Below are 13,131 nucleotides of genomic sequence, written 5' to 3'. Positions count from 1 at the left end.
GGCGCTTGACAGGGGTGGCAGGCTGGTCCGGAGGCAGGCCCGGGCCGAGGGTGGCCGAAGGCCAGGGCGAAGCCCCAAAGCCCTCGGGGTGGGCCTGCCTCAGGGCCTGCAGGCCGCCCCTGTCAAGCGCCGAGGGGACCCACACACCACGGGACCCACCCCCGAAGCGAGCAGCAGGCCCCGACACCGGGCCACCCCCCGAAGCGAGCCGGCCGGCGGTACCGGAACCACGCCCCACCCAACCGCACGAACCGCAGCGACCGCGTGAGCCGCACAGCCCGCACAAACCGCATCACCCGCACCACCCGCAGACCCGCACCACCCGCAGACCCGCAGCACCCGCAGCACCCGCAGCACCCACAGCACCCGCATCAGTCGAGGATCTGGCGCCCCTCCGGCCGGGCGGTGCACGAGGTGCGGAAGGAACAGAACGTGCAGTGGCGCCCCGTCTCGGGCGTGAAGCGCTCGTCGAGGACGCGGCCGGCGGCGGTGGCCAGGAGGTCGCCGACCCACTCGCCGGACAGCGCCTCCTGGGCCTGGACCTTGGGCACTCCCTCGCCGCCGTCCTTCTTGGGGGCGTCCTGGCGGAGCTGGACCAGTTCGGCGCCGCCGGGGACCGGGCGCACACCGTCGAAGGCCTCGTCGACGGCGCCCTCGCGCACCGCGAGCTGGTACACCGCCAGCTGCGCATGGCGGGCGACCTCGTCCTTGGTCGGGGCGGACCGACCGGTCTTGAAGTCGACGACGTACGCGCGGCCCTGCGGGTCGGCCTCGACCCGGTCCATGGAGCCCTTGATGCGCACCTCGTAGTCGCCGGCCCCCAGGGTCACGTCGAAGGCGTGCTCGGTGGCGACCGGGGCGCGGCCGCCGCGGTCGGAGACGTGCCAGCGCAGGAAGCGTTCCAAAGCGGCGCGGGCGTTCTCCTTCTCCTGCCGGGACTTCCAGGGAGCGTCGAAGGCGAGCGCGTCCCACACCGAGTCCAGCCGCTCCATCAGGACGGCGAGGTCGGCCGGGGTCCGGCCGGAGGCCACCTCGTCCGCGAGGACGTGGACGACGTTCCCGAAGCCCTGGGCGGTGGTGGCGGGGGCGTCGGCCTTGACCTCGCGGCCCAGGAACCACTGCAGCGAGCAGGTGTCGGTGAGCTGTTCCAGGGAGCTGGGCGAGAGGGACAGCGGGCGGTCGCGGTCGCGCAGCGGAGCGGGCGCGCGGGTGGGCTCGTACAGGCCCCACCAGCGGTGCGGGTGGGCGGCGGGGACCAGCGGCTGGCCGTCCTCGTCGGCGAGGTCGGCGAGCCGGGCCAGGCGTCTGGCGGCCGCTTCGCGCAGGGCCGGGGAGGCGGCGGGGTCGACGGTCGTGGCACGCAGCTCGGCGACGAGCGCGGCGACGGCGAGCGGGCGGCGCGGCCGGCCGGTGACGTCCTTGGGTGCGACGCCGAGCTCGGTGAGGAAGCGGGAGGGCTGGTCGCCGTCGTCGGCGGGAGCCTTGACGGCGGTGACGACGAGCCGGTCGCGGGCGCGGGTGGCGGCCACGTAGAAGAGCCGGCGCTCCTCGGCGAGCAGGGCACCGGGGGTGAGGGGCTCGGCGAGGCCGTCGCGGCCGATCCGGTCGGCTTCGAGGAGGGAGCCGCGGCGCCGCAGGTCGGGCCAGAGCCCTTCCTGCACGCCCGCCACGACGACCAGGGACCATTCGAGGCCCTTGGAGCGGTGGGCGGTCATGAGGCGTACGGCGTCGTGCCGGCCGGCCCGCTTGGCAAGGGTGTCGGCGGCGATGTCCTGGGCCTCGACCTCTTCGAGGAAGTTGAGCGCGCCGCGGCCGCCCGTGCGCTCCTCGGCACGGGCAGCGGTCTCGAACAGCGCGCAGACGGCGTCGAGGTCACGGTCTGCGTTGCGGCCGGCGGGGCCGCCGCGGCGGGCGGCGCGCTCCAGCCGGACCGGCCAGCGGGTGCCGCTCCACAGCTCCCACAGGGCCTCCTCGGCGGTGCCGCCGCCCTCGAGGAGCTCGCGGGTCTTGCGGAGCAGGGTGCCGAGGTTCTGGGCGCCGCGGGCGTGGGCGGGGTCGTGGGCGGTGAGCCGCTCGGGCTCCGCGAGGGCGCGGGCGAGCAGGACGTCGCTCGGGGGCGGTACGGGGTTGCCCGCGGCCCGCTCCTCCTCGCGCAGCGCCCGGCCGAGGCGGCGCAGGTCGGCGGCGTCCATGCCGCCGAGCGGCGAGCCGAGCAGGTCCAGGGCCGCCTCGACCCCGATCCAGCCCTCGCCGCGACCGGCCGGGGCCTCCACCTCGCCTTCGCCCTCGGCCTCCACCTCGGCCTCGACCTCAGCCTCCACCTCGGCCTCGACCTCAGCCTCCACCTCGGCCTCGACCTCGACCTCAGCCTCCACCTGCACCTCGACCTCCACCTCGGCGGCCGCCCCCGATCCGGAGTCCGGGGTCCCGAGCACGGTGGAGGCCGCGGCCGTGGCGACGACGCGCAGGGCCGTCAGGAGCGGGGTGACGGCGGGTTCGTGGCGGAGCGGGACGTCGGCGCCGGAGGTCTCGACGGGGACGCCCGCCGAGGTGAGGGCGCGGCGCACGGCCGGCAGGGTGCGGCCGCCGGCGCGCACCAGGACCGCCATGTCCTGCCACGGCACCCCGTCCTCCAGGTGGGCCCGCCGCAGCAGGTCGGCGATGTTGTCCAGCTCCGCGCCCGCCGACGGGTACGTGAAGACCTCGACCGACCCGCCCGGCCGGGTCGGGGTCAGCGCCCGGTGGGCCCGTACGGCTGCGGCCGGCAGCCGCGGCATCGGCATCCGGGAGGTCAGCAGGCGGGTGGCGGCCAGCAGGTTGGCCCTGGAGCGGCGCGAGGTGCCGAGCACCTTCACCACGGCGCCGGGGAAGTCGTCCCGGAAACCGAGGATGCCGTTGACGTCGGCACCGCGGAAGGCGTAGATCGACTGGTCGGGGTCGCCGAAGGCGACCAGGTCCCGGCCGGCGCCGAGGGCCTTCAGCAGCCGGATCTGGGAGGGGTCGGTGTCCTGGTACTCGTCGACGAAGACCGCGTCCCACCGGCCCCACACCTCGGCCGAGGACTCCGCGAGCACCGCCGCCCGGTGGACGAGCTCGGTGTAGTCGACGGCCCCGGTGAGGTCGAGCACGTCGAGGTACTCGGCCAGGAAGGCGGCCGCCGCGCCCCAGTCGGGCCGCCCCTGGCGGCGGGCGAAGTCGCCCAGCGCCGTCGGCGAGAGCCCCAGCTCGCGGGTGCGGGCGAGCACGGCCCGGACCTCGTCCGCGAAGCCGCGCGTGGTCAGGCAGGCCCGCAGGTCGTCGGGCCACCGGATGGCGTCCAGACCCCGCTGGCCCTCCAGCAGGTCCCGCACCATGACGTCCTGCTCCGGTCCCGAGAGCAGCCGCAGGGGTTCGGAGAACAGCTCGGTGGGCTGGTGGGCGCGGACCAGGGCGTAGCAGAAGGAGTGGAAGGTGGTCGCCTGCGGCGCCCGCGCGCCGCCCAGCCGCACCGCCATCCGGTCGCGCAGCTCCACGGCCGCCTTGCGGCCGAAGGTGAGGACGAGCACCCGGGACGGGTCGGTGCCTCCGGCGACCCGGTCGGCGACGGCCTCGACGAGGGTGGTGCTCTTGCCCGTACCGGGGCCGGCGAGGACCAGCAGCGGTGCACCGCGGTGCTCAACCACCGCCCGCTGCGCTGCGTCCCCTGCGGGTGGACCCGCCTGCTCCGGCCCGGTGCGCACCAGTCGGTACGCGTCGGTGGTCCGCGTACGACGGGTGGAAGGGGAGGAACTCACGTGGGTCGCCGGCCTTGGTGGTGGATGTGCTGAAGGCTCCGAGCGAGGGCGCTCGAAGAGAACTCGAAGGGAAGACGCTACGCCAATCGGCCCCCGCCGCGCACGGCGCCGGAACCCCCGGGCCGGGCGCTCATCCCCCGTACGGACGTACGGCCCCCCGCGGGGCCCGCCCGGCGCACGGGCCGCTGCCCGTGCGCCGCCCGCTCGCCGCTCCCGGGCGCCCCCTCGCCGCTCCCGGGCGCCCGGCGGGTCGCCGGGGCCCCGGGGGACGCCCGTGGCGGGCCCTGGGCGCCGTCCTAGGCGCCGTCCTGCCCGTCCCAGCGCGCCCGCCGCACGTCGAGCCGGGGTACGTGCCCCTCGGCCGTCCGGGAGGCCTCCCGCAGCGGAGTGCCCTCCTCCCGGTAGTGCCCGAGGGCGCGCAGCTCGTGGCCCGGGAGCAGCACCCCGTCCGCGCGGACCACGCGCCACCAGGGCACCGCGCCGCCGTACAGTGCCATGACCCGGCCCACCTGGCGGGGTCCGCCCTCCCCGAGCCATTCGGCCACGTCCCCGTACGTCATCACCCGGCCGGGCGGAATCCGCTCGGCGAGCTCCAGTACGCGCTCCGCGTAGTCGGGCAGATCCTGAAGGGGTGCGGCGGGTGTCATTCCGCCCATGGTGCCGTACCCCCGCGACCTGCGTCCGGACCGGTCCCGCACGCCCCGCGCACGCCGCGGCGCACCCTGATGCCTGCCCGCACAGCCGGTCCGTGCCACCATCTTCCGGGCGGTGACTGGTGATACGAGAACAAGAAGAGGCGTCGCGCGAGACGCCGGACGAGAGCTCGCAGGACCAGCGGGCGGCGCGCGACACGGACGCGCCGACGCACGAGCCGACGCACGAGCCGAGGCACGAGCCGACGCACGAGAAGGAGCAGGGCGTGAGCGCGCAGGGCCCCGACGAGGGCTTCGTCGACCCACTCGAGGGCGACGAGCCGCTGCTCGCTGCGCGCGTGCACCGGCCCTCCGACCTGGTGCGCCTGCTCGTGGGCATCCTCGGGATCGCGGTCGTGCTGGCCATCGCGGCCTTCGCGCACGGCACGACCGTGGGCCTGGAGTCGGACATCCGCGAGGGCACCGGGCAGGCCCCGGACCTGCTCATCAAGCTCGCGGGCCTGGTGTCGAGCATCGCGGTGCTGCTGGTGCCGGTGGCCTTCGCCATCGAGCGGCTGATCAAACGCGACGGCCTGCGGATCGCGGACGGCGTGCTGGCGGCCGTGCTGGCGCACGGTGTGACGCTCGCCACCGACCTGTGGGTGGCCAGGGCCGCGTCCGACACCATCAAGGACGCGCTGACCATGCCGCAGGGGCCCGGTGAGTCCTTCACCGACCCGGTGCACGGCTACCTCGCGCCGGTGATCGCGTACATGACGGCGGTCGGGATGACCCGGCGGCCGCGCTGGCGGGTGGCGCTGTGGGTGGTGCTGCTGCTCGACGCGCTCGCGATGCTGGTCGGCGGCTACACCACGCCGTTCTCGATCGTCCTGACCGTGCTGATCGGCTGGACGGTGGCGTACGGCACGCTCTACGCGGTCGGCTCCCCCAATGTCCGGCCCACCGGCCAGAACCTCCTCGCGGGCCTGCGCCGGGTCGGCTTCCAGCCGGTCAGCGCCATGCGTGCGGAGGAGGAGCCGGAGAACGCCGAGCACACCGACCGGGGCCGCCGCTACATCGTCACGCTGGAGGACGGGCCGCCGCTGGACGTCACGGTGGTCGACCGCGAGCAGCAGGCCCAGGGCTTCTTCTACCGGGTGTGGCGCCGGCTCACGCTGCGCGGGATCACCACCCGGCGCAGCCTCCAGTCGCTGCGCCAGGCCCTGGAGCAGGAGGCGCTGCTCGCGTACGCCGCCATCGCCGCCGGGGCGAACGCGCCGAAGCTGATCGCCACCTCCGAGCTCGGGCCCGACGCGGTGATGCTCGTGTACGAGCACATCGGCGGCCGGACCCTGGACGCCCTGCCGGACGAGGAGATCTCGGACGAGCTGGTCCGCAGCGCGTGGGAACAGGTCAGGGCGCTGCAGTCGCGGCGCATCGCGCACCGCAGGCTGGCGGGCGACGCGCTGCTGGTGGATCGTTCCGGCAACGTCGTCCTGACCGACCTGCGGGGCGGCGAGATCGCGGCCGGCGACCTGGTGCTGCGCATGGACATCGCGCAGCTGCTGACCACGCTCGGGCTGCGGGTCGGGGCGGAGCGCTCGGTGGCGGCGGCGGTAGCGGTGCTGGGCGGGGACGCGGTGGCGGACTGCCTGCCGCTGCTCCAGCCGATCGCGCTGAGCCGGTCGACCCGGACCACGCTGCGGCGGCTGGCCCGGGAGCGGGCGCAGCGCGAGCGGGAGGCCGTGCTGGCGGCCTCGAAGGCCGAGAAGGAGGCCCGCGAGCGGGCTTCGCACGAGGAGGCGGCCGCGGGCGCCGACACCGCGGCGGGCAAGGCCGCGGGCAAGGCGGTGCGGACCGAGAAGGCGGAGCGCAAGGCGGAGAAGCGGGCCCTGGACGTGGCCCTGGAGGAGGCCCGTGAGGAGGACCTGCTCAGCCAGATCCGCCAGCAGGTGCTGCTGATCCGCCCGCAGGCGCCGGTCGAGCCGGCCCGGCTGGAGCGGATCCGGCCGCGCACGCTGGTCAGCTTCATCGCGGGTGCGTTCGCCGCGTACTTCCTGCTGTCGCAGCTGACCCACATCAACTTCGCCCAGGTCATCGGCGAGGCGCAGTGGGGCTGGGTGGCGGTCGCGATGGCGTTCTCGGTGCTCAGCTACTTCGCGGCGGCGATGAGCCTGCTGGGCTTCGTGCCCGAGCGGGTGCCGTTCCTCAAGACGGTGCTGGCGCAGGTGGCGGGCTCCTTCGTGAAGCTCGTGGCGCCGGCGGCGGTCGGCGGGGTGGCGCTGAACACGCGCTTCCTGCAGCGCTCCGGGGTCCGGCCGGGGCTCGCGGTGGCGAGCGTGGGCGCCTCGCAGCTGTTCGGCCTGGGCAGCCACATCCTGCTGCTGCTGGCCTTCGGGTACCTGACCGGGACCGAGAAGACGCCCGAGATGACCCCGTCCCGGACGGTGATCGCGGGTCTGCTGACGGTCGCGGTGCTGGTGCTGGTGGTGACGGCGGTGCCGTTCCTGCGGAAGTTCGTCGCCAGCCGGGTGCGGGCGCTGTTCGCGGGCGTGGTCCCGCGCATGCTGGACGTTCTCCAGCGGCCGCAGAAGCTCCTCACGGGCATCGGCGGCATGCTGCTGCTGACGGCCTCGTTCGTGATGTGCCTGGACGCCTCGCTGCGGGCGTTCGGGGGCTCGACGACGGCGAGCTACGCCAGCATCGCGGTGGTCTTCCTGGCCGGCAACGCGCTCGGCTCGGCCGCGCCGACCCCGGGCGGCCTGGGCGCGGTGGAGACCACCCTGACCCTCGGTCTGGTCGCGATCGGGGTGGACAAGGAGATCGCCCTGTCGGCGGTGCTGCTGTTCCGGCTCATGACCTTCTGGCTGCCGGTGCTGCCGGGCTGGGTGTCGTTCAACCACCTGACGCGGAAGGGCGCGCTCTAGGGGATCCGGCCGTGGCCGTGGCGGGGCCGGCCCGCCCCGCCACGGCCACGCGGCCGCCGAGTTCCGGCAGTTGGCCACTGCGGCCCGGGACCTGCGGCGCCAGTTCCGCCGGACGGCGCGACGCACCGTCGGCACGGGCCGGCGGACATCCGCCGGATCCACCGGATGCCGAGTGTCCCGTCAGGGAGAGCGGCGGCCCGCGTGTGATGCTCAACCTCAGCCCCACCCGAAGGCGTTGACGGCTGCGGAGGCCCTGACCCCTGATGCCCTGGTACGACTCGCCGCGGGCCGTTGCCCGCGCCATCCCGACCCCCACCTGTACGGCGAACTCCCGCAGCTCCGTGCGGCCCTCGCCGGGGCGCCCGCCGAACCGGCCGACCTGCTCGGCGCGTTCCTCGACCGCGCGGTCGGCCCCGGCTGCCACGCGTACCCTCCGGTGGCGGTGTCCACCGGCGCGGTCGCGGGCGTCGCGCCCGCGACCGGCACAGGACTCCCGGTGCACCGGCGCCTGAAGGTGCTCGCCGGGGCCGCCTGACCGCGGCCGGCCGGGCCCCCGAGCGGCCGCGGTGCGGCCGTTTTACCGCGCCGGAACGCGGTGCGAGCGCGAAAGTTACGAGTCTTCACCCCTTCCAGTGGCGCGACGGACAACCGTCCGTCGCGCCACCGACGCATCCGCTTGAGTTCTCAGCGCGGCGGGTCACCGGACCGACGGCGACCGCCCCATACGGGAGATCGGGGGTGCACTCGTGCGGATCGGACTGCTCACGGAAGGTGGTTATCCGTATGCGACGGGTGAGGCAAGGGTCTGGTGCGACCGGCTCGTCCGCGGCCTCGACCGGCACGAGTTCGAGCTCTACGCCCTGAGCCGCAGCGCCGAGCAGGAGCGCCGCGGCCACGTCCCGCTGCCGCCGCACGTCACCCGGGTCGCCACCGCCCCGCTCTGGGCCCCGTACGACGACGGGCGCACCTACCGCCGCCGGACCCGGAAGCGGTTCGCCGGCCACTTCGCGGACCTGGTCTCCGGCATCTGCACCGGGCGCGCCGAACCCTTCGGGGAGGGCCTGTACGGACTGGCCGAGCTGGCCCGCGATGAGGGCGGGCTGTACGCGGCCCTGCGATCCGAGACGGCCGTCCGCACGCTGGAGGCCGCCTGCCGCGCCCCCGGCGCCCACCGCACCGCCCAACGCGCCCAGGTCCCCGACCTGCTCGCCGTGGCGGACCGGTTGGAGCGGGCCCTGCGGCCGCTCTCCCTCGACTGGTACGAGGACCTCGCCCGGGTGGACCTCTGCCACGCCGCGGCCGGCGGGACCGCGGCCCTGCCCGGGCTCCTGGCCAAACGCTTCTGCGGAGTCCCCCTGCTGGTCACGGAGTACGGCGTCCAGCTCCGCGCGCACTACCTCGAGCGGGCCGGCGAACCGCCCACCCCGGCCGTCAGGGCCCTGCTGGCCGCCTTCCACGGCCGGCTCGCGGCCGAGATCTACCGCACCGCCGACCTCCTCGTGCCGGGGAACACGCACGCGCGGCGCTGGCAGGAGCGGTGCGGGGCGGAGCGGGCGAAGCTGCGCACCGTCTACCCCGGGATGGAGGCGGACCGATTCGCCACCGTCGGGGAGTCCACCGACCTGGGCGACCCGCTGACGCTGGTGTGGGTCGGCCGGATCGAACCGGCCAAGGACGTCATCGGCCTCCTGCACGCGTTCGCCGAGGTGCGCAGGGCCGAACCCGAGGCCCGGCTGCGGCTGTTCGCCGGGCCCTCTCGCACCGCCGAGTCCGTCGACTACCTCGCCCACTGCCGGGCCCTGGCCGCGCAGCTCTTCCCCGACGAGGCGGCGGACGCCGTCACGGCCGGCGAGAGCCCGGTCAGCTTCGAGGAGGTCGGCGGGCCGGCCGCCCCGCAGCCCGCGGACGCCTACGCGGCCGGCCGGGTGGTGGTGCTGTCCTCCGTGGTCGAGGGCTTCCCGATCAGCCTGGTCGAGGCCATGCTCTGCGGGCGGGCCACGGTGTCCACCGACGTCGGCGCGGTCTGCGAGGTCATCGGCAGGACCGGGCTCGTGGTCCCGCCGCGCAACCCGCGCGCCCTCGCGGACGCGTGCCTGGCGCTGCTGGGCGACGCCGAGCGGGCGGCCCGGCTGGGTGCCGCCGCCCGGGCCCGGGCACTCGAACTCTTCACGGTGGAGCAGAACGTCGAGGCCTACCGGGCCCTGTACCTGGAGGTGATCTCGCACGCGGGGCGCCGGGCCGGGGCCGCCGACGAGGTGCCGTTCGGACTGCCGCCCGAGGCCTGCGTGCCGGGCCGCTGGACCGCGGGCGTCCCGAGCTGGGCGGCCGTTCCGGGGGCCGCCGCGGCCGACGCGGCCGTGACCGCCCGGCTCCCCCTGACGACCGCCCCGGAGACCGGTGCGGCGACCACCGCCGCGCTCCCCGCCCCGGACGCGGGCCCGGCCGCCGCCGCGCACCTGGCCGCGGCCGCCGTCCCGGAGGCCGTGCCGGCCGCCACCGTCGAGCTCCCGCTCGCCGCGACCCCGGAGGCGGCGCTGTGACGGGCCCGGGCGAGACCGCGCGCGGCGCGGCGGGGGCACGGAGGGGAGCGGACGGCCGGGCCGGGACCTTCGGCCCGGGGGCGGACGCGGGCGTCAACGCGCCGGTCAACGCCCCGGTCAACACCGGGACCCGGCGCCGGGCGGCCGTGGACCCCGTCAAGGTCCTGATGCACCGCCACCGGGACCTGTGCGAGCGCGCCGTGGACCCTCTGGAGATCGCGGCCGGGCTGGAGGCCCACGGGGTCACCGACCGCACCGCCGCGCGGTTCCGGCACCGGGACGTGTTCTCGCTGGCCGAGGAGCTGTACGCCCGCGTCCCGCGCGGCGAGGGCGGCCCCGCGGCGGCCGGCGCCGGCGCCCGGGGCACCGGCGCACGGGGCACCGGCGCTGCCGGCGCGTCGTACGCCGACGCGGACCCGGCCGCGGCCGCGGCCGCGGCCGACCGTACGGGCGGTCTCCCCGGCGCACCCGGCCCGGCCGGGCTGGCCGGGCTGCCGGGGCGGTCGTGGTCGGACGCGCCCGTCCGCAGGCGTGCCCTGGTGTACGGGACCGCGCTCGCCGCCGGCGCGGCCACCCTCGCGACCCGCGCCCTCGCGACCCGCGCCGTCGCGGGCGGCCACGTCCACGGCCCGACCCTCGCGACCACGGGAACCTCCTTCTCGACCACCGGGACGGTCGTCTCGGCAGTCGGGACGACCGTCGTGGTCGCCGCCCTCGCCGCGTGCCTGCGGCTCGGCCCGCTCCGGGCCCGGGGCCGCGGCGGCGCCGGGGTGTGGCTGTGGGCCCTCGCGCTCGTGGCCGCCGTGGCCGCCGCGCAGGGCCTGTTCGGCGCGGTCCCGGCGGACGCCGCGGGCTCCGCCGCCGAACCGGCCCCGGCCGTCGCCGGCCCGGCGGCCGGCACCCTCGCCGCGCTGGTCCCGGCCGCGCTGCCGGCGACCTGGTGCGCCGCGGTGTTCTCCGGCCGGGCCCGGCGGCGGCTGGCCGCGAGCCGGGTGCTCGCGGAGTTCGCCGCGGGCGTGCGTCCCCTGCTCCTGGGGGTGTGCGCGCTCTTCGCGGCCGCCCTCGCCGGGCTGCTCGCGCTCACCGGAGCACCCCTGGCGGCCGGCACGGCCCTGGGGACCCTGCTCTTCCTCGCCCGGCTGCTCGCCGCCCACGGCGCGGCCGCCGCGGCCCGTACCGCCCTCGGCGTGGCCTGCGCCGCCCAGGGCCTGCTGCTCGGCGCCGCCGCCCTCGGGCAACCCGTACCCGAGGGCGCCACCACGGCCCTGTGCGCCGCGGCCCTGCTCGCCCTTCTCGGCCGCGCCGCCACCACCCTGTCCCGCGCTTCCGCGCACATCCACACCTAGGCCGATGCGAGAACGAGTCACTGACGACCCCCGCGGAAGGCCGACGGAGCCGACGCCGCCGGCCCACCCCGCACCCCACCACCGGAACACCCGTGAAGGAGAACGAGAGATGACGGCCCAACCCCCCGCCCTGCCCCGTCGGCACGAAGGGATCGCACGATGAGGGTGCTGCTGATCGGAGCCAACGGATACCTCGGCCGCTACGTCGCCGACCGGCTGCTCGCCGACCCCGCCGTCCAGCTCACCGCGCTCGGCCGCGGCGACGACGCGGACGTGCGGTTCGACCTCGCGACCGGCAGCCCCGGGGCGCTCACCCGCTTCTTCGACGCGGTGCACCCCAACGTCGTGATCAACTGCGCCGGCACCACCCGCGGCGGCGCCCGCGAGCTCACCCGCCACAACACCGTCGCGGTCGCCACCGTCTGCGAGTCCCTGCGCCGCAGCGGCTGCGGGGCCCGGCTCGTCCAGCTCGGCTGCGCCTCCGAGTACGGGCCCAGCCAGCCCGGGTCCTCCACCGCCGAGGACGCCGTCCCCAGACCCGGCGGCCCGTACGGGGTGAGCAAACTGGCGGCGACCGAACTCGTCCTCGGCTCCGGGCTCGACGCCGTCGTGCTGCGCGTCTTCTCGCCCGTGGGCCCCGGCACCCCGGCCGGCTCCCCGCTCGGCCGCCTCGCGGAGGCCATGCGGCGGGCCATGCAGTCCGGCGACGGGGAGCTCAAGCTCGGCGGCCTCGGCGTACAGCGGGACTTCGTCGACGTCCGGGACGTGGCCCGGGCCGTGCACGCCGCTTCCCTGTCCGCCGCCCAGGGCGTGGTCAACATCGGCACCGGCCGCGCCGTGCGGCTCCGCGACGCAGCCGCCGTCCTCGCCCGGGTCGCCGGCTACGGCGGGGCCCTGCACGAGCTCGACGCGCCCCCGCACGGCCGCCCCATGGGCCTGGCCTCGATCGGCCACCCGCGCAGCGAGTCCTCCGCCGAGCAGCTCGCCGCACCGCCGGCCGGCGGCCCGTTCCCCTACCCCGACGGCTGCGGGGTCTGGCAGCAGGCCGACGTCCGCACCGCCCGCGACCGGCTCGGCTGGCGACCCCGGATCAACCTGGAGGAGTCGCTCGCCGACATCTGGATGGAGGCGGCGTGCCGCATCTGACCACCCCCGACGCCCGCCTCGCCGCCACCGAGGCGGGGCGGCTCGGCTTCGGCGTCCCCGGGTACGCCCACCCGCTGGTCGCCCCGGTCGAGTGGGCCGAGCTCGGCCGGCCCGGAACCCCTCTGCACTGGGCCGTCCTGAACGTGTCGGACGGCCCCGGCCAGCGCCCCGACCCGCACTGCCTCGACGTCGTGGCCCGGCTCCGCGAGGCCGGAGGTTCCGTGATCGGCCATCTCGCGGTGCGGGACGGCCGCCGGTCCTTCGGGGAGCTCGTCTCCGAGGCGCACGCCTTCCGCGACTGGTACCGGGTCGACGGCTTCTACCTCGCCCAGGCCCCCGCCGACCGCGCCGAGCTGGCCTCGGTGCGGCGGGTCGCGGACACCCTGCGCACCCTCGGGGACGGCCTGCGGATCGTCCTCGGCCACGGCACCCACCCGTACCCGGGCTACGCCGAGATCGGCGACCAGCTGGTCACGTTCTCCGGCAGCTGGACGGACTACCGCTGGTCGCAGGTGGCCGAGTGGACCGCGGAGCTCCCGCCCGAGCGGTTCTGCCACTTCGTCCACGGCGTCCCCCGCACGCACCTGGAGGAGGCGGTGCGCGTCGCCCGGTGGCAGGGGGCGGGCACCATCTGGTTCACCGACCGGCGCGGCACCGGCGACCCCTGGGCGGGCATGCCCGGGTACTGGGACGAAATCGTCTCACGTATCGGACCAGGTGTCTCGGAATGAAAAGTCGCATGGCACTGTTACGGGAGAGAAACACCC

8 protein-coding genes are annotated in these 13,131 nt (G+C 76.4%); 6 read left to right on the top strand and 2 right to left on the bottom strand.

Annotated features, from left to right (window positions below; translation table 11 throughout):
• Positions 1-371: 371 nt before the first annotated feature.
• Both IF43_RS0132125 and IF43_RS0132120 read right to left on the bottom strand, forming a co-directional pair.
• The gene (locus IF43_RS0132125) at positions 372-3,719 is read right to left on the bottom strand and encodes an ATP-dependent helicase (RefSeq protein WP_199922817.1); all 3,348 of its coding nucleotides are present in this window, start codon (positions 3,717-3,719) and stop codon (positions 372-374) included.
• Between the two features lie 350 nt (positions 3,720-4,069).
• Positions 4,070-4,429, bottom strand: a complete 360-nt coding sequence (locus IF43_RS0132120; RefSeq protein WP_051796588.1) for an MGMT family protein — start codon at positions 4,427-4,429, stop codon at positions 4,070-4,072.
• A gap of 119 nt (positions 4,430-4,548) precedes the next feature.
• On the opposite strand from IF43_RS0132120, the gene IF43_RS0132115 reads away from it, so the two are divergent.
• From IF43_RS0132115 to IF43_RS0132090, 6 genes are all read left to right on the top strand, one after another.
• Positions 4,549-7,332 (top strand): lysylphosphatidylglycerol synthase transmembrane domain-containing protein, encoded by a 2,784-nt coding sequence (locus IF43_RS0132115; RefSeq protein WP_078910615.1) that lies wholly within the window; start codon positions 4,549-4,551, stop codon positions 7,330-7,332.
• 235 nt (positions 7,333-7,567) lie between these two features.
• Positions 7,568-7,867 carry a hypothetical protein gene (locus IF43_RS41870; protein ID WP_030209079.1) on the top strand — a complete coding sequence of 100 codons (300 nt, stop codon included), beginning with the start codon at positions 7,568-7,570 and terminating at the stop codon, positions 7,865-7,867.
• Between the two features lie 211 nt (positions 7,868-8,078).
• On the top strand, positions 8,079-9,872 hold the full coding sequence (locus IF43_RS0132105; protein WP_063753433.1) for a DUF3492 domain-containing protein: 1,794 nt from the start codon (positions 8,079-8,081) through the stop codon (positions 9,870-9,872).
• The gene (locus IF43_RS0132100; protein WP_030209074.1) at positions 9,869-11,218 is read left to right on the top strand and encodes a hypothetical protein; all 1,350 of its coding nucleotides are present in this window, start codon (positions 9,869-9,871) and stop codon (positions 11,216-11,218) included. Before IF43_RS0132105 ends, IF43_RS0132100 begins: the two co-directional genes overlap by 4 nt.
• A 159-nt stretch (positions 11,219-11,377) precedes the next feature.
• A complete protein-coding gene (locus tag IF43_RS0132095) occupies positions 11,378-12,364 on the top strand; it encodes an NAD-dependent epimerase/dehydratase (RefSeq protein ID WP_030209073.1) in 987 nt (328 codons plus the stop codon).
• Positions 12,352-13,095, top strand: a complete 744-nt coding sequence (locus IF43_RS0132090) for a spherulation-specific family 4 protein (RefSeq protein ID WP_030209072.1) — start codon at positions 12,352-12,354, stop codon at positions 13,093-13,095. Before IF43_RS0132095 ends, IF43_RS0132090 begins: the two co-directional genes overlap by 13 nt.
• Positions 13,096-13,131 lie beyond the last annotated feature (36 nt).

Source organism: Streptomyces sp. NRRL S-87 (assembly GCF_000719335.1).
Taxonomy (GTDB): domain Bacteria; phylum Actinomycetota; class Actinomycetes; order Streptomycetales; family Streptomycetaceae; genus Streptomyces.
The sequence above is the reverse complement of the archived record's forward strand: the minus strand, read 5'-3'. Positions and strand labels throughout refer to the sequence as shown.